Source organism: Pedobacter sp. AC402, assembly GCF_979252805.1.
In genome coordinates this window covers 32,720-52,073 of record NZ_CEEDAI010000004.1, presented here as the reverse complement: position 1 = coordinate 52,073, position 19,354 = coordinate 32,720, and the positions used below count along the sequence as shown (strand labels likewise).

Genomic DNA, 19,354 nt, shown 5'->3' with positions numbered 1-19,354 from the left:
CAGTTCAGAATAAAACAGTAGAGATCTAATTCAAATCTCTGCTGTTTAGGATTTCAGCAATTCCTTCATTTTCAATAATCCACATTCCTATACGCTCATCGGTAATTCCATCCATAAGCTGATAGGTAAATGTTGGTTTATTGTTTATCATTTTGGTAAACAGGTATTTGAACATAATGTTTTTGTTCTCTGTCAGCATTTCGGCAACTTCTATAATATGTGTTGAAATCATAAAACAACAGTCATTTATTTTGGAAAATGATTTAATGATAGATAAAGATCCATCATATGCATCCTTAACATTTGTACCCCTAAAGAGTTCATCAAAAATCACAAAAATATTTTTCGAGACTTTAATTTTCTCTGCAACATGTTTTACCCTTAAAACTTCATTGTAAAAATGACTGTAGCCTTCGTTTAAGTTATCAGGCAGGTTTATTGTCGACACCAACCCCTGCCATATGCCGGTCTCCATATATTCTGCAGGAACAGGAAGTCCTAAATGCGCCAGATAGATGGAAATGCCAACTGATTTCAGAAAGGTCGATTTCCCGGCCATATTACTTCCTGTAAGAAAGCATACGTTCTTTCCCACTTCAAATCCAATATCATTGGCGATGGGTTGATTTAAAAAAGGATGGAATACCCCTTTAATAATGAGATTACGTTCTTTTAAGTTTAGATGAGGCAGCGTGAGGTTGTATTTTCGAGCCGCTTTTACTACCGCAAAATACGCATCAACCTGATAGGTTAAATCTAAAAACAGCTTAACGGTTTTTAATTCAATGCCTCTTAATATAAGATCCAGTTGCTCTAGTTCGAATATTGTAATCTTACTTTCACTACGCTCAACAACTTCTTTAACCAGTTGATGCTTAAATAATGTGAATATAACCTCATCAAATGCTTTAACCAATGCAGGCTTAACTTCATCACTCAGGCCAGCAAAAATTTCAGCGAGCTTTTTAAGTAAAAATACAATCTCCCCAACACCTTTCTCTTTTAGGTAGTACGCCTGATTTGGATAAAAAAAATAGTTAGCAGCTTTAGTTAATGCCGATATCCTGGAGTAAGATTTGATTTTAGAATTTTGTAACAGATAGCTCTCAACAAAATCCATGTTGGTACGGTCAAAATTTAATGCACCCGAATAATTAGAGAGATATTTTATCAATTCCTGCCGTTCATTAAGGATTTTAATATCCGTGGTGGCTGATTTAAAAATTTCGATCAATTTATCGTTGCCTTTAATCGTTGAAGTGAAATTGAATAAAGAGAAAATACTTTTATTTACACCATATGCCTCAAATATATTCAGGTCTGTTAAGGTTTGTTTATCTATATCAAATGTATTCATGAGGGATATCAGGTGTTAAAACAATAATCAACTAAAAATTAAGTTAAATATAACCTTATTCTGGCAAAATTAATTCAATATTAAAATCCTTTAAGGATTAGAATTAGCAGCAAACAACAGCAGTAGTTTGGCATTGGCGGTTTTAAGTTCGCAGTTGGGAATACAGTTATAAATTAAAAAACTGAAAACTGTACATTGAAAACTGCTAACTGATACGTTTTTTTTTCTAAATTTGCGCCTTTTACAAATAACAATATGATTAAGAGACAGCAAATTAAAGATTTATTAAAGTCGACAGCATTTGACACAGAAGTAACGGTTATGGGATGGGTTAGAACTTTCCGTAATAATCAGTTTATTGCATTAAATGATGGATCTTGCATGGGCAATATCCAGGTAGTGATCGATTTTAATAATTTACCTGATGAGCTGTTAAAAAGAATAACAACAGGCGCGGCAATTTCTGCAACAGGTAAACTGATCGAATCGTTAGGTAAAGGTCAATCCGTTGAAATTAAAGCAACAAGCGTAGAAATATTGGGCGATAGTGATCCTGAAAAGTTTCCATTACAACCCAAAAAACATAGTTTAGAGTTTTTACGCGAAATTGCACACCTGCGTTTCCGCACCAATACTTTTAATGCTGTTTTCAAGGTGCGCCATGCACTCGCTTTTGCAATCCACCAGTTTTATAACGAACGCGGCTTTGTATACATGCATACCCCTGTAATTACAGCAAGCGATGCAGAGGGTGCCGGAGAAATGTTTAAGGTTACCACTTTAGATTTCGACAATACACCACGTACAGAAGATGGTAAAGTAGATTTTTCGCAGGATTTCTTTGCCCGGGCTACCAATTTAACGGTATCGGCCAGTTAGAAGGTGAGTTAGCGGCAATGGCTTTCGGACAGATTTATACTTTCGGACCAACCTTCAGAGCCGAAAATTCGAATACCACACGCCATTTGGCAGAATTCTGGATGATTGAACCTGAAGTTGCTTTTGCAGATTTAGAAGACAACATGCAACTTGCAGAGGATATGATGAAGTATGTAATTAAATATGCTTTAGACAACTGCAAGGATGAACTGGAATTTTTGAACACCCGTTTAGCAGAAGAAGATAAGCAAAAACCGCAGAACGAGCGCAGCGAATTTACCTTATTGGAAAAATTGGATTTTTGCCTTGCAAACGATTTTGAGCGTTTAACGTATACAGAGGCGATCAGGATTTTAAAATCTTCTAAGCCGAACCAAAAGAAACAGTTTAAATACCTGATTGATGAATGGGGCGCTGATTTACAAAGCGAGCACGAACGTTACCTGGTAGAAAAACACTTTAAAAAACCGGTAATTTTAACTGATTACCCTGCAGATATTAAATCATTCTACATGCGCCAAAATGAGCCAGATGCTGAAGGCAGACAAACTGTTGCTGCTATGGATATCTTGTTTCCGGGCATTGGCGAAATGATTGGCGGATCGCAACGTGAAGAGCGTTTAGACCGATTAACCAAACGCATGAAAGATTTAAATATCCCGCAAGATGAGCTTTGGTGGTATTTAGATACCCGCCGTTTTGGATCTGCTCCACATGCAGGGTTTGGTTTAGGTTTCGAACGTTTAGTATTGTTTGTAACCGGAATGACCAACATCCGCGATGTAATTGCTTTCCCAAGATTCCCTAAAAACGCAGAGTTTTAGAAAGGTTTAGGGTTTAGGGTTTAGGGTTTAGGGTTTAGGGTTTAGGGTTTAGGGTTTAGGGTTTAGGGAAAACAAATAGCCCTATATCAAAGAAGTCAAGTTTTTAAAACTTGACTTCTTTTTTTTATGCAAATATTTCTGAAGGAATCCTTTATTGTTGCAAAAAACACCAAACATCCCTACGGAACGAAAAAAAACATTCCATTTTTTTTCTACCCACGAAACGTCCCGATGGGACGGCAAAGGAAAATTTTAAAATCACCAATCGTCCCATCGGGACGCCTCATGGTTAGAACCGCCAATTGCAAAATTGGCGGTTTCGTTCCGTAGGAACGTTTGGTGTTTAAACCCATTAATAGTTTTCCTATCTCTGCCAATTAAACCCGATTGACGCGAGCATACCGATTTTTCATCGGTATAAAGCAGAAAAGCGGGACTGAACAAACCCAATAACCACTACCCCTGATTTTCCAAAAAAAACCTTTAAGTTGGCCATATAACAAACTTCAGAAGCCCATAAGCCCGTATCTCCCAATTAAACTTCAGAAAATATTCCCTACTTATCTTCCATCATCATGCATGGTATCGCTATATGGATTGGCATGCGCATAATCAACTGCCGAAACTTTATAATCTGTTGGTGCAAAGCTGGCCGAAGTACTTAAAGCCATGCCCAATTCGTATCGGGTAGGATAAGGCGTTTGCAACAAACTCCCTGCGGGAATGTATGGAAAACTCTCTAAATAACTTTGCATAACACTCGGACTTACCCTCCTATTGATATAAGCCCTGCTTAGCTGATGTGTTTCTCTTAAACCCGCAGCACCCAACAACTCCACAGCACTGGCTACGGTAAGGTTATGGAAATTTTTAACACGAACGGTTTTATCTTCAACTACAAGCCCTTTCATTAAACTCTGATCTTGTGTGGCCACACCTGTTGGGCAAGTATTGCTATTACACTCCAAAGCCTGGATACAGCCCAGGGCAAACATCATTCCACGGGCGGCATTACACATATCAGCACCCAATGCTATATTTTTAACCAGATCAAAACCTGTTGCTACTTTGCCTGATGCGATAATTTTAATGTGTTTCTTTAAATCGAAACCGTTTAAAACATCATATACAAAAGCCACACCCTCTCGCAGCGGCATACCAACTGAATTGGAGAACTCTTGTGGTGCTGCACCTGTACCACCCTCACCACCATCAACGGTAATAAAATCAGGATAAATTCCGGTTTCTACCATGGCTTTGCAGATGGCATAAAACTCGCTCTTTCTCCCGATACACAATTTAAATCCTACGGGCTTGCCACCCGATAAATCCCTCAGCTTTTTAACCAATTCGATTAAACCGATAGGGGTATTAAAGGCAGAGTGTGCAGGTGGCGATAATACATCTTTACCTTCGGGTACCAAACGGATTCTGGCAACTTCTGGCGTTACCTTTTTAGCTGGCAACATCGCCTCCATGACCTGGTTTTGCACCTTGTGAAAGTTTAATTTCGATCATTTTCACCTGATCAGTTTGAGCCCTTTCTGCATAAGCATCATAATTGAAAGTACCATCCGCATTACGGCAACCGAAATAACCGGTACCAATTTGCCAGATTAAATCGCCACCCGGCTGACGGTGATAATCGCTGATTCCCCCTTCGCCCGTATTGTGAGCAAAATTACCCAGTTTAGCCCCACCATTTAAAGCTAAAATGGCATTCTGACTTAATGAACCAAAACTCATTGCCGAAATATTATAAATACTGGCAGAATAAGGTTTTTTACAATCAGGACCACCCACGGTAACACGAGGATCCAGATTTAATTCGTGGTGCGAAATGGCTGCAATACTATGACTTAACCATTCATACCCATTATCGTAAACATTTAACTGCGTTCCGAAAGGGATGGTATCATTGTCTTTTTTAGCACGTTGATAAATAAGCGAACGGTTTAACCTGTTATAAGGCGTTCCGTTGGTATCACTTTCTACAAAATATTGGTAAACTTTGGGCCTTAATTCTTCCATAAAGTACCTTAACCTACCAAAAACAGGATAATTTCTTACTATACTGTGTTTGGGTTGATATAAATCGTAAACCCCAAGGATTACAAAAGGACCTGTAAAAATGAATGTCCACCATAAAAAAGGGTGATATAAGCCTAACATAATGGTTAGGGCAATTAGAAATGCAGCAATTGCGACGAAAGCTTTTCTCATGTTGTTATTGTTAAGTATGATACCTGCACTGTAGGAGGATAATTTTGTTATCTTCTACTTTGTAAACAAGTCTATGTTCTAAATTAATCCTCCTCGACCACCATCCAGAATATGTATGTTTTAGTGGTTCAGGTTTTCCGGTACCTTCAAAAGGTGTGTGTTCGATTTCTTTTATCAGTGCATTTATTTTCTTGTGGATCGATTTATCCACCGATTTCCAGTGGAGATAATCCTCCCAAGCACCATTAAGAAACAATTTAATCATTATCGATCAACTCTTGCTCTTTGGCTAAACCATTCTCATAATCTTTTAGTCCCTGCTCAAGCCTAATTGCATTTTTTGGGCTTTTTAGCAAATAAAAAGTTTCCTGCATACTATCATAATCTGCTTTAGATAGCACAACAACATCTTCTCCTTTTGCCCGGGTAACAAATAAAGGAGTGTGGTTCGTAAAAACCTTATCTAAATAAGACTTTAAGCTCTGCCTGAATGAAGTATAATTTGTGATTTCCATTTACTTGTTAATAATCTTCAAAATTAAAGATAATAAAAAAGCTGTACAATTATTTGTACATATTTAGAATGTTTATGATTAATGTTATTCAAACAACAAACGCATTAATTTGTTATTTTTACGCTATGCTTATTAAGATTTATCCAGAGAACCCCAACGAAAGAGCCATTGAACAAGTTGTTGAAGTGCTAAAAAAAGGTGGTTTAATCATTTACCCTACGGATACCATTTATGGTTTGGGCTGCGACATTACGAACCCTAAAGCAATCGAAAAAATCTGCCGTATAAGAGGCATTAAGCCAGAAAAAGCGAACTTCTCTTTTATATGCCATGATTTAAAGCACATTTCCGATTACATTAAACCTATTGATAATACCACATTTAGGGTATTAAAAAAAGCCTTACCAGGGCCGTTTACATTTATTTTTAATGCGAACAACAATGTACCCAAATTATTAAGTTCGAATAAAAAAACAGTGGGTATCCGTGTGCCCGACAATAACATTGCACGTTGTATTGTAAAAGAATTAGGCAACCCTATTCTGTCTACCTCAATAAAAGATGATGATGATGTGATCGAATACTCTACCGATCCTGAATTGATACATGAAAAATATGAAGATTTGGTAGACTTAGTCATTGATGGGGGTTATGGCGATAATGAGGCTTCTACAGTTATCGATTGCACTACCGGAGAATTCGACATCATCCGTGAAGGAAAAGGAAATATAGAAGAATATTTGTAGTTGTTGTTTAGGGTATTATAGCTTCGCAATCCTGATAATATTTTATCTGTTAATGCTTGAAAACAGGTGCAACTTAAAAGATTTTAAATCCCAGCGACCATATTAAGATTAGCTACGCTAAACACTACGCGGTTCCCTCAAGCGCTGGAATGACGGCCGTATTATAAACATTTCTAAAAGATTGCTTCGGCTTTCTCTTCTCCAGCAATGACGTATTTATGGTGATAGCAAATTCAAAGATCTCTCCACTACGGTCGAGATGACGATTTTATGCGTCCCCTTATAGTTTAAGAAGAATTAATTTACGGATACCTGTATCTGCACTTCGCTATCAGTTCCCTGCTGTTTGAATTATGCTATCTCCTCCCTGCTCTCCGGGATAGGAAATGATGGAAGGAGAAAATGTTAAAGCTTTATCGTTACCTTTTTCTTTCATCACTGAATTGAGGCAGCACACACTTTCCGCGTTAGAAACATTTCTAAAAGATTGCTTCAGCTCGCTCTCCCCAGCTTCGCAATGACGAATTTAACGCATTCCGTGCATCATGCTATTTGTATCTCGCTTTGAATTATGCTATCTCCTCCCTGCTCTCCGGCATAGGAAATGATGGAAGGAGAAAACGTTAAAGCTTTATCATTACCTTTTTCCTCCATCACTAAATTAAGGCAGCACACACTTTCCGCCCCCTTCGGCGGAACTTGTGCTGACGACCAAAAAGCTTTAACGAATTTATCCGACATCAGTTCCAAGCCTTTCAGTTATGCCTTATTGTTTGTTGTTTTTATAGGTAGTCATGCTTTCGCTGCGCTCAGGTTTGTTACTTTTGGGCCAAGCCAAAAGTAAGATCCCTTCGATGTTGGCTGACCTGTACCGATTTCATATCGGTAACCGAGGCAAGCCCGAGCGAAGCGAAAGCATTAAGATTCCCGCATTCTCGATAATGACGACTGTGTTAAAAACTAAAAAGATTGCTCCACCTCTCTCTCCCCACTTCACAACAACGAATTTTATCAACATCCAATCTAAATACCAAAGAAATACATACTTTTATAACATTAAAAGTTTATTCCCCAAGCTTTTAACCTAAAAACAACTAAAATTAATAAAACTATAATACTAAATTAATACCCAGCACTTATTTTCGTAACCTAATCATCTAATATGGCGCTACAATTACTCCAATAAAACTGCATTTCAGTTAAAAAAAAAGCATTTGTAGGGCAAATTTGTTCCTTCAGGCAGTTTGGTATACTGTATATCTTATTTTTGAGTGCATTGCTTTTACCAAATAATCAAAATTATCCAATCAATACCCTTATTATCCACTTATGGTAAAACGTTACTCCTAGTTATCTACATCCTTTCGGCATCGTTCCCGACAACCTTAAGCAATTACCCTACACCCGCTTAAACAACTTATTATAAAAATCATTCATCATTTCATATCCCTAAAAAACTTATATGAAAAAACTTTTACTCTTTTCCCTATTATTTCTCATAACAGGCAGATTACTGGCGCAAGTAACGCTTGGCACTTCTCCATATGTAGAAACCTTCGATGGTATCGGAACAGCTTTACCCGCTGGTTTTTCTACCAGAGTTAATGCCACAGCCACAGCACTGGGTACAATTTCTCCATTTACAAATACAGCTACCGCATGGAACAATGGTACAGGTGCATTTAAAAATTTTGCATCGGCTACCGCAGGGGCCACAGCAACACCAGTAGCACAAACTGCTGCAACCGACAGGGCTTTAGGCTTAAGACAAACCGCTGCGCTTGGAGATGGCAGTGGGGCATTTGTTTTTCAATTGGCCAATACCACAGGGAAAACAGGTTTTAAGTTAAGTTTCAACCTACAATCTGTTGATGCTACCTCTCCACGTACGGCAACCTGGCGTATTGATTATGGGATAGGTGCTGCACCATCAACCTTTACAGCAGCAACTACTACAGGCACATTAACAACCGGAAACAATTTATTTACAAATAATGTGGTAAATGTAGATTTCGGAAATGCATTGGATAACAATGCAAATACCATTTGGATCCGCATAGTATCTTTAAATACCACAACAGGTTCAGGCAACAGGCCATCAACCGCTATTGATAATTTTAACCTAAGCTTTACCTCTGGAGGTGGTTCTGCAACCCCTGCATTGGCAGCATCACCAACCAGTTTGGCATTTGGCAACCAAAGTATAGCAACAAATTCAACAGCACAGAGTTTTACACTTAGCGGCAGTAATACCACAGCAAGTACCAACGTTACCACCACATCACCTTTCACAATATCGAAAGATAATAGCACCTTTAGTACAGCTATCGCTTATAGTAGTGGCGAAGTTACAGCAGCGCCAACCGTTTATGTAAGGTATAGCCCAACAGTTATGGGCCCATCGGCAAGCAATGTTCAAATTACCAGCACTGGCGCAACTACCATCAATGTTGCCGTAAGTGGTACAGGCGTTGCGGGCGATGTAACCCCACCCATTACCGCAGCAACCTACCCAAAAACAACAACCGTTACCACAACTTCAGTAGCATTTGCAAACAACATAAACGAGGCAGGCACCACCTATTACGTGTTATCCCTATCGGGAGGAACAGCCCCAACACCTGCACAGGTTAAAGCTGCACAAGATGGTAGTGGCTCTGCAGCCTTAAAATCAGGCTCATTTACCAACACGGCCAATACCGATGCCAGCACAACAATTTCAGGCTTAAACATCGGCACCGCTTACACCTTATATGTAGTGGCACAAGATAATGCCGGCAACCTGCAAAACACTGTGGCCACGGTTGATGCCACTACAGCTAACCCTCCGTTGGTGAGTTCGCCAGTAATCATCAGTCAATATTACGAAGGCGCATCTGTAAACAAATGGATCGAATTAACCAACCTCACCAATGCCCCTATCAATACCGCATCACCACAGTTAAAATTAGCTTTATACAATATTTCGGGCGATGCAGGTAACATCAACATAACCGGAGCACCCTCACAAACGGTAAACTTAAATTTCACCATTCCAGCATTGGGGTCGGTACTTTTGGGCAACTCAGGCAATACCACCGAAGTTCCTTACCTAACACAGGCAAATGCCATACTCATCAGCAATACCGTTATCAACTTTAATGGTAACGATGGAGTAGCACTTTTAGATGCCAACAACAACATTATCGATGCATTCGGACAAGGGGTTAACGCTAAAGACGTTTCTTATGTAAGAAGCCTCAATGTTACCGCACCAAGTCCAACTTTTATAGCTGATGATTGGACCAGAACACCACTGGCTACCGTTCAAAACGCCATTGATGATGATGATGCCGACCGTTTAGGCGTACATTTCCCACCAAACCTGCCAACCTGTGCAGCGCCAACCAGCCCTGCAACAGCACTAACATTCAGCGCGGTAACTACCGGAAGCATTACTGCAACCTTCACCAAATCGGCTGATGCAAACGAATACCTCATCATCAGGAGCCAAAATGCTACATTAAGCACATTACCGGTTGATGGTACAGCATACGCCATTGGTTCTGCTTTTGGAGGTGGTACAGTAATCAACAAAATTGTGAGCAATACCTTTACCGATAATGCTTTAAACAGTTCTACCACCTACAACTATTTTATTGTTCCTTTAAATAACCTTTCGTGTACGGGCGGCCCCAAATATTTAACAGCCAATATTTTAAGTGCAGCACAAACCACTAAAACCTTATTGCCCTGTGCAACCCCAACAGCACAACCCACAAACTTTAGTGTAACCTCATCTAACTACAATTTTATACAGGCAAGTTTTACAGCACCAAATGCGGCCGACGAATATTTGGTGGTAATGAGTACCAGCAACACCCTAACCGCAGCACCCGTAAACCAAACCGTTTACAATGTTGGCGATCAGCTTGGTGGTGGTATCGTGGTAAAAAGAGGAACCGGAACATCATTCATCAGAAATGGATTAACGCAGAACACCAATTACTATTTCTTTACCTACGCGCTAAACAGTGCATGTAGCGGTGGCCCGTTATACTTAACTGCACAACCCCTTTTAGGAAACTTTAAAACAGGAATCCTCGATGTAAACAAACTGAACTTTTACTACGGCAACTTACACAGCCACAGCAGTTATTCAGACGGTAACAAAGATGATTTAACCAAAAAACCCGAAGATGATTATGCATTTGCCAAAACAGCAATGAATCTGGATTTCCTGGGCATATCAGAACATAACCATACCCAGGCCGGCATGTCGCTAGCCAACTGGCAGCCAGGTATCGATGCTGCTAAAAAAGCAACCACCTCCAATTTTGTTGCCTTGCACGGCATGGAATGGGGCGTAATTAGTGGCGGCGGACACGTAATCGTATATGGTATCGATTCACTGATCGGATGGGAATCAGGCGAAAACCAGATCTATGTACCAAAAAGCACCTATACAGGGCCTGCAGGTTTATTCAGAATTATAAACAGACATGGATTAAATGCCATTGCAACCTTGGCCCATCCCAACACAACCGATTACAACAACATCTCTGCAACTTACGATTTAAGTGCCGATAGTGCCATAGTAGGATCAGCTTTAGAAAGCGGCCCCGCCTTTTCTACAAACGTAACCTACTCCGATCCTGCCAGCTCAATGAGTTATTTAAGTTACTATAACCGCATGCTCGCCAAGGGGTATCACCTGGGTGCAACCATCGACCACGATAACCACAATTTAACCTTTGGTAAACATACCCGTGCCCGTTTAGTGGTATTGGCCCCTGCCCTTACCGAAAATGATTTATTGGATGCCATTAAAAAAATGCGGTTTTATGCCTCAGAAGATTCGGCCGCCAAAGTAATTTTTACCATTAACAAACAGCCCGTAGGCAGTATATTTAAAACAGCCGGAGCACCACAGATTTCGGTAAGTTCCATTACAACCAGTGCCATAGCGAGTATTAAAATTTTATTCGGCACACCAGGAAGCGGCACCAACCCGGTTGAGTTAATAACAAGCGCAACACCAGGTTTAACCTATACCGATAATGCATTGGCAAATTTAGCCACAGGGTATTATTATGCCGATATTGTAGAAACAGATGGCAGCCGCATCATTACATCACCCATTTGGTATACACGGGATGATGCCACGGTAAAAAAAGACCAGAACATCACTTTCACAGCAACAAGAACCGCTACCTATGGCGATCCCGACCTGGTTGCAGGTGCCACAAGCGATAACAACACCATCAATATCGAATATACCAGCAGCGATACCAATATTGCCACCATTAGCAATAACGACATCCATATTGTTAAAGCAGGTACCGTTACCATTACCGCCAATCAGGCTGGCGATACTTTTTTTAATCCCGCAGTGGCTAAACAACAGCTATTAACCATTGTGCCAAAAACCATTGCCGTAAAAGCCGATGCCAAAACCAAGGTAGAAGCAACAACCGACCCTGCATTTACATACGTATCTGCTCCGGCCTTAATCGGCACCGATGTTTTTACAGGCAGCTTAACCCGCCTGCCGGGCGAAACCGCTGGCGATTATGCCATTCAACAAGGTACATTGGCTTTAAACACCAACTACACCATTAATTACACGCCAGCAAACCTTCGTATTTATGCAAAACCTGTTGCCACAATAAGCGGCAACATCGCTGTGCCAGTAAATACAACTGCCCCTGTAATAACCTTTACAGCAGCTACAGGCAATGCCCCTTTTACCTTTTCATACAACATTAATGGCGGCGCAAACCAAACCCTAACTACAAACACCAATACAGCCACGGTAAATGTGCCAACAAATGTGGTGGGTACCTTTGTATATACCGTTACCAGCATCACCGATGCTTACAGTACACAGGCACAAAACGTTTCGACAACAGTTAAAATTAACCCGGTTCCGGTAGCCAGTATTTCGGGCACTACCGCATTGTGCTTAAACAGTACCGCACCAAACATTACATTTACAGGCGGTAACGGCACAGGGCCTTACGTATTTACCTATAACATTAATGGTGGGGCAAATAAAACCATCAGCACTACAGGTACCAATACCACAGTAACCGTAGCGGCACCAGCCAACGTTGCGGGCACCTTTAATTACAACCTCGTTAGTGTTGCCGATGTAAATGCAGGCCAAAACCAAAGTGGTACAGCTACCGTAACCGTACGCACCCTGGCAACCGCAAGCATTGCAGGCACTACAGCAGTACCAAACCTGGCACCCGCACCAACCATTACCTTTACCGGAGCCAACGGAACCGCACCATACACCTTTACATACAACATTAATAATGGTACAAACCGAACAGTAACCTCTACCGGTAATACTGCAACCGTTACAGCACCTACAACAACAGTGGGTACATTTACTTATAACTTAGTAAGCGTGGCCGATGTAAACTGTAGCCAGCCACAAACCGGTACCGCAACAGTATTAATCCGCCCTTTACCAGTGGCAACCCTATCTGGCAGCACATCCGTATGTAATTTTGGCAATACCCCAAACATCACCTTTACAGGCGCAGTGGGTACAGCACCATACACTTTTACCTACACCATTAACGGAGGTGCTAACCGTACCGTAACCACAAACACAACCATTGCTACCCTTAGCGTGCCCACCAATACTACTGGCACCTTTACTTACACATTGGTAAGCGTGGCCGATGCTTATGCCAGCCAGTTACAAACCGGAACAGCAACAGTAACCGTAAATGCTTTACCAGTGGTTTCCATCAGCAGCAATAAAGGATTATCGATTTCTAAAGGAGATGCCATCATTTTAACAGCAACAGGCGGTACACAGTACAGCTGGTCGGGCTCAGAAATCATCAGCGGACAAAGCACTTCAGCATTAACCATCCGCCCGAAACAAAGTGGATCGTACAGGGTAACCGTTACCAATGCAAGCGGTTGTGTGAGCGATCAAACCATTGCGGTTACCGTAATAGATGATTATAAGCTGGAGGCCAGTACCGTAGTTACCCCTAATGGAGATGGATATAACGATAAGTTTATTGTGAAAAACATCGATTATTACCCAAACAATACCTTAAAAATATTCGATAAAGCCGGCCGGATGCTGTACACCAAACACACTTATGCCAACGATTGGGACGGAACCATAAATGGTAGTCCGTTAAGCGAAGGCACCTACTATTACATTATTGATTTAGGTAATGGTATCGGCAATTTTAAAGGTTACATCAACATCATTAGAGACTAATTACAGACATGAGAGCAATTACAAAAAACATAAAGCAAATGCGTCGCGTAACGTTTCTATTTGCTGCAAGCACATTATTTTTAGGTTCCGTAAAAGCGCAGATCCTTCCACTAAATGCACAATATTTCCAAAACCGTTACCTCGTTAACCCATCAATGGCTGGTATAAACGAAGGTTTTAATATCAATGGAAGTTTCCGCAAGCAATGGTCTAACATTCCCGGTGCCCCCATCACACAAAGCGTAACTTTAGATCAGCAGGTAAACAAAGTAGGCTGGGGAATAAACATTTACAACGAGAAATCGGGCGGTATCCAGCGCACCAAAGCCGTAGGAACCTTTGCCTACCACCTGCCATTGAGTAACGAAGACCAGAAATTAAATTTCGGAATCTCTTTTGGTGCAAGTCAGGATAAACTTGATTTAAGCAGTGTAAGAAACAGCGACATCAACGATCCATCCATTGCCCGTTTTAACGACAGGGGTTATTATCTTGATGGCGATTTCGGAATTTCCTATACATCCAGGGGATTAACTGTTGAAGGAGCCGTGCCGAATATGCGTTCCGTTTTCAGAAAAGATGATTTAAATTATGCCGACAAGCCTACTTTTTATTCAGCAGTAAGCTACAAATTTGCTTTAGGCTCAGGCATCAACGGAATCAGTATCGAACCAAAAGGCGTATTCAGGGGCATTAAAAACTTCGATAACCTATGGGATGCCGGTTTAAATGCCAACTTTGCCAACGATAAATTATACCTGATGGCGATGTACCACAATACACAAAACGCCACTGTAGGTTTCGGGATGAACTATAAATCTACCCTATATTTCATGGCTTATTACAATACCGCAACCTCTGCAATTAGTGGTTATACCGATGGCGATTTTGAAGTAAACATCAGGGTAAATATTGGTAAGAAACCATAAATATTCCTCTTACGTCACCCTGGCGCATTAAAGCCATCCCGAATCTAATATCGGGATGGCTTTTTTTTTGGATGAGTTTTTACCTTCCGCATTACCTCGCCCAATGCCTATAAAAGCTTTTCGTTAATCGGTGATGATACTAGTTGGCCCCTGAGCGTTTTAAATTGCATGAAAGATACTGAACAGAATCCGATAGCTTATCGGATCAGCATGACGATCGCTTTATGCGTAGGGCAAATATATTTGTAAAACATAGCGACTGCATTACGATTCCCGCATGCGCGAGAATGACGGCGGTATTAAATCTACTAAAAAAGATTGCTTCAGCTCGCTCTCTCCCAGCTTCGCAATGACGGATTTAACGCATTCCCTGCATTATGCTATTTAAACCTCGCTATCTGCACCCTGCTATCTCCTCCCTGCTATCCGGCATAGGAAATGATGGAAGGAGAAAACGTTAAAAGCTTTATCATTACCTTTCCTTCCATCGTTGCATTGAGGCAGCACACACTTTCCGCCCCCTTCGGCGGAACTTGTGCTGACGACCTAAAAGCTTTAACGAATTTATCCGACATCAGTTCCAAGCCTTGATTTTTCGTTACCTTTTTATCAAGAAAAAGGTAAGAGCCCCTCGGTGGCGGCGAACCGAGGCAAGCCCGAGCGGAGCGAAATCATTACGATTCCCGCATGCGCGAGAATGACGACCGTGTGTTAAAACTAAAAAGATTGCTTCGGCTCACTCTCCCCAGCCTCGCAATGACGAATTTAACGCATTCCCTGCATCATTCTATTTGCACCTCGCTGTTTGAATTATGCTGTTTGCTCTATGCTCATCCGGCATAGGAAATGATGGAAGGATAAAACGTTAAAGCTTTATCGTTACCTTTTCTTTCATCATTGAATTGAGGCAGCACACACTTTCCGCCCCCTTCGGCGGAACTTGTGCTGACGACCAAAAAGCTTTAACGAATTTATCCGACATCAGTTCCAAGCCTTTAAGTTATGCCTTTGTGTTTGTTGTTTTTATAGGTAGTCATGCTTTCGCTGCGCTCAGGTTTGTTACTTTTGGGCCAAGCCAAAAGTAAAAGCCCTTCGTGGCGGCTGACCTGTACCGATTTCATATCGGTAACCGAGGCAAGCCCGAGCGAAGCGAAATCATTACGATTCCCGCATGCGCGAGAATGACGACCGTAATAGGGATTTACAACAAAGATTGCTTCGGCTCGCTCTTCCCCAGCCAGCAATGACGATTTTATGATGATAGAAAATCCAAAGATCTCTCCACTACGGTCGAGATGACGGATTCATGCATTCCCTCATAATTTAAGAAATATCAATATTACGGATGCCAGTATCTGCGTCTCGCTATCTCCTCCCTGCTATGCGGCATAGGAAATGATGGAAGGAGAAAACGTTAAAACTTTATCGTTACCTTTTCTTTCATCATTGAATTGAGGCAGCACACACTTTCCGCCTCCTTCGGCGGAACTTGTGCTGACGACCAAAAAGCTTTAACGAATTTATCCGACATCAGTTCCAAGCCTTTCAGTTATGCCTTATTGTTTGTTGTTTTTATAGGTAGTCATGCTTTCGCTGTGCTCAGGTTGGTTACCTTTTTATCAAGAAAAAGGTAAGAGCCCCTCGGTGGCGGCTGACCTGTACCGATTTCATATCGGTAACCGAGGCAAGCCCGAGCGAAGCGAAAATAAAGCGATGGCATTACAACTCCCCATCCCTCACATCACCACTCTCCTCTTCAAAAAAAACAAAAAACATCCCCTCTATCCCCCTTCATTTTACTATTTTTACCATTATGCCTAAAATCATTAATTTAGAAGTATTTCAACGTTTTTTCCGCTCTGGACAAGTGGGCGGTTTCCTATTGCTCATTTGCGTTGCCATCTCCCTACTCATTGCAAATACCGCTTCAAAAGAAAGTTTCGAAGCCTTTTTAGAAACCAGATTAGGATTTGGCTCCCTTAATTACAGCATCCTCGCCTGGATAAACGACGCACTAATGGCCATATTTTTCCTCCTTGTAGGCTTAGAAATTAAACGCGAACTTATAGAAGGAGAGCTGTCATCCATAAAAAGTGCTGCACTGCCTGTAATTGCCGCCCTGGGCGGAATGCTTGTACCAGCAATTATTTATTCCCTGTTTAATAAAGGTTACGAAACCGCCGGAGGCTGGGGCATCCCCATGGCTACCGATATCGCCTTTGCCCTCGCTATAATTGCGATGTTAGGTAAAAGCGTACCAACCAGTTTAAAAATATTCCTGGCTGCTTTGGCTATTGTGGATGATTTAGGTGCCATTTTAGTCATTGCCATTTTCTATACCAAGCAAATTCATTTCGAGTACCTGGCCATGGCCGGAGGGATTTTAATCTTGTTAAGCCTGATGAATTATTTCTGCGTAAAAAAACTCGTGTTTTACCTTATCCCTGGTGCTTTCCTTTGGTATTTCATCCACCACTCCGGCATCCATGCCACTATTGCAGGGGTACTACTGGCATTCACTATTCCTACTAACGAAACAGATGTAGAATCGCCATTAGAAAAACTCGAACACTTTTTAACCACTCCCGTAAACTACATCATTATGCCTGTTTTCGCACTGGCAAACACCAATATCACTTTCCAAAAAGAAATGCTTACCGGCCTCGTTTCACCCCTTGGCCTGGGCATTATTGTAGGTTTATTTGCAGGTAAAACCATTGGCGTAACCCTTTTTAGTTGGTTAGCCGTAAAATTGAAATGGGCCAACCTCCCTACAGGTGCAGGCTGGAAACATGTTTTAGGTTTAGGCATCCTCGCTGGAATCGGTTTCACCATGTCGATTTTTATAGCCCTGCTTTCTTTTAGTGATGCATTGCATGTTTCGGAAGCTAAGTTTGCCATTTTAACCGCTTCAATCCTTTCGGGAGTAGTGGGTTTTGTGTTTCTGAAATCGGTGAGGAAGGTTTCACAATAGTATGGCGGCTGATGTTACCGATTTTATGCGGCGAACCGAGTCAAGCCCGAGCGGAGCGAAAAACAGCAACCGCATGAGCAAGATTGACATATTTATGGTGATAGCAAATCCAAAAATCTCTCCACTACGGTCGAGATGACGAATGAATGCGTTTCCTCAGAGTTGACGAATAATCCATTTACGGAGGCTTTTAGCTGCATCGCTCCATACGCTCCTCGCTATCTCCTCCCTGCTTTCCGGCATAGGAAATGATGGAAGGAGAAAACGTTAAAGCTTTATCATTACCTTTCCCTCCATCGCTGCATTAAGGCAGCACACACTTTCCGCCCCCTTCGGCGGAACTTGTGCTGGCGAAAAGCTTTAACGAATTTATCCGACATCAGTTCCAAGCCTTTCAGTTATGCCTTTGTGTTTGTTGTTTTTATAGGTAGTCATGCTTTCGCTGCGTTCAGGTTGGTTACCTTTTTATCAAGAAAAAGGTAAGAGCCCTTCGGTGGCGGCTGACCTGTACCGATTTCATATCGGTAACCGAGGCAAGCCCGAGCGGAGCGAAAACACAGGAACCGCATTACGATTCCCGCATGCGCGAGAATGACGGATTTATGGTGATAGCAAATCCAAAGATCTCTCCACTACGGTCGAGATGACGAATGAATGCGTTCCCTCAGAGTTGACGAATAATCCATTACGGAGGCCTGTATCTGCACCTTGCTATTTAAACCTCGCTATCTCCTCCCTGCTTTCCGGCATAGGAAATGATGGAAGGAGAAAACGTTAAAGCTTTATCAATACCTTTCCTTCCACCGTTGAATCGAGGCAGCACACACTTTCCGCCCCCTTCGGCGGAACTTGTGCTGGCGACCAAAAAGCTTTAACGAATTTATCCGACATCAGTTCCAAGCCTTTCAGTTATGCCTTATTGTTTGTTGTTTTTATAGGTAGTCATGCTTTCGCTGCGCTCAGGTTTGGTACTTTTGGGCCAAGCCAAAAGTAAAAGCCCTTCGGTGGCTGACCTGTACCGATTTTACATCGGTAACCGAGGCAAGCCCGCGGAGCGAAAAACAGCAACCGCATTACGATTAGCTACGCTGAGCACTAGGTGGTTCCCACATGTGCGAGAATGACGACCGCAGTAAAAACCTTACCAGAAAGATTGCTTCAGCTCGCTCTCTCCCAGCTTCGCAATGACGGATTTAACGCCTACCCTGCATTATGCTATTTAAACCTCGCTATTTGCACCTCGCTATCTCCTCCCTGCTATCCGGCATAGGAAATGATGGAAGGAGAAAACGTTAAAGCTTTATCATTACCTTTCCTTCCACCGTTGAATCGAGGCAGCACACACTTTCCGCCCCCTTCGGCGGAACTTGTGCTGACGACCAAAAAGCTTTAACGAATTTATCCGACATCAGTTCCAAGCCTTGGACTTTTGTTACTTTTGGGCCAAGCCAAAAGTAAAAGCCCTTCGGTGGCTGACCTGTACCGATTTCATATCGGTAACCGAGGCAAGCCCGAGCGGAGCGAAAACATAGCGAAAGCATTACGATTAGTTACGCTGAGCACTACGTGGTTCCAGCATGCGCGAGAATGACGGCGGTATGTTAAAAAACTAAAAAGATTGCTTCGGCTCACTCTCCCCAGCCTCGCAATGACGCATTTAACGCCTACCC

Annotated in this window: 10 protein-coding genes and 1 pseudogene; 6 read left to right on the top strand and 5 right to left on the bottom strand. The window is 41.8% G+C overall.

The features are described 5' to 3' along the window. Positions 1-25: 25 nt before the first annotated feature. Complete coding sequence (locus tag AC0IWE_RS03150) at positions 26-1,357, bottom strand: MutS-related protein (RefSeq protein ID WP_471791883.1); 1,332 nt, start codon at positions 1,355-1,357, stop codon at positions 26-28. Positions 1,358-1,612: 255 nt separating this feature from the next. Between AC0IWE_RS03150 and asnS the strand changes: the two are divergent. Further along, a pseudogene (gene asnS, locus AC0IWE_RS03145) lies at positions 1,613-3,060 on the top strand (asparagine--tRNA ligase). Between the two features lie 560 nt (positions 3,061-3,620). Here asnS and AC0IWE_RS03140 read toward each other — a convergent pair. From AC0IWE_RS03140 to AC0IWE_RS03125, 4 genes are read right to left on the bottom strand one after another with little or no spacing between them, the layout of a single operon-like run. Beyond that, positions 3,621-4,553, bottom strand: coding sequence for a glutamate synthase-related protein (locus tag AC0IWE_RS03140; RefSeq protein WP_471791882.1), 933 nt, complete (start codon positions 4,551-4,553; stop codon positions 3,621-3,623). Next, positions 4,516-5,283 (bottom strand): glutamate synthase-related protein, encoded by a 768-nt coding sequence (locus AC0IWE_RS03135; protein WP_471791881.1) that lies wholly within the window; start codon positions 5,281-5,283, stop codon positions 4,516-4,518. The genes AC0IWE_RS03140 and AC0IWE_RS03135 overlap by 38 nt, the downstream gene beginning before the upstream one ends. Positions 5,284-5,293: 10 nt before the next feature. Then, positions 5,294-5,548 (bottom strand): Txe/YoeB family addiction module toxin, encoded by a 255-nt coding sequence (locus tag AC0IWE_RS03130; RefSeq protein ID WP_471791880.1) that lies wholly within the window; start codon positions 5,546-5,548, stop codon positions 5,294-5,296. Next, positions 5,541-5,798: a type II toxin-antitoxin system Phd/YefM family antitoxin gene (locus AC0IWE_RS03125; RefSeq protein ID WP_471791879.1), complete on the bottom strand. Its 258-nt coding sequence runs from the start codon at positions 5,796-5,798 to the stop codon at positions 5,541-5,543. Before AC0IWE_RS03125 ends, AC0IWE_RS03130 begins: the two co-directional genes overlap by 8 nt. 125 nt (positions 5,799-5,923) lie before the next feature. Between AC0IWE_RS03125 and AC0IWE_RS03120 the strand changes: the two genes are divergently transcribed. The 5 genes from AC0IWE_RS03120 (at position 5,924) to nhaA (ending at position 17,684) form a co-directional block, all read left to right on the top strand. Continuing rightward, positions 5,924-6,544: an L-threonylcarbamoyladenylate synthase gene (locus AC0IWE_RS03120; RefSeq protein ID WP_055910747.1), complete on the top strand. Its 621-nt coding sequence runs from the start codon at positions 5,924-5,926 to the stop codon at positions 6,542-6,544. A 604-nt stretch (positions 6,545-7,148) separates the two neighbouring features. Beyond that, positions 7,149-7,388: a hypothetical protein gene (locus tag AC0IWE_RS03115; RefSeq protein WP_471791878.1), complete on the top strand. Its 240-nt coding sequence runs from the start codon at positions 7,149-7,151 to the stop codon at positions 7,386-7,388. Positions 7,389-8,006: 618 nt separating this feature from the next. Then, positions 8,007-13,781 (top strand): CehA/McbA family metallohydrolase, encoded by a 5,775-nt coding sequence (locus tag AC0IWE_RS03110; RefSeq protein WP_471791877.1) that lies wholly within the window; start codon positions 8,007-8,009, stop codon positions 13,779-13,781. Positions 13,782-13,819: 38 nt separating this feature from the next. After that, on the top strand, positions 13,820-14,710 hold the full coding sequence (locus tag AC0IWE_RS03105) for a PorP/SprF family type IX secretion system membrane protein (RefSeq protein ID WP_471791876.1): 891 nt from the start codon (positions 13,820-13,822) through the stop codon (positions 14,708-14,710). 1,813 nt (positions 14,711-16,523) lie between these two features. Continuing rightward, the gene (gene nhaA / locus AC0IWE_RS03100; protein ID WP_471791875.1) at positions 16,524-17,684 is read left to right on the top strand and encodes a Na+/H+ antiporter NhaA; all 1,161 of its coding nucleotides are present in this window, start codon (positions 16,524-16,526) and stop codon (positions 17,682-17,684) included. Positions 17,685-19,354: the final 1,670 nt, after the last annotated feature.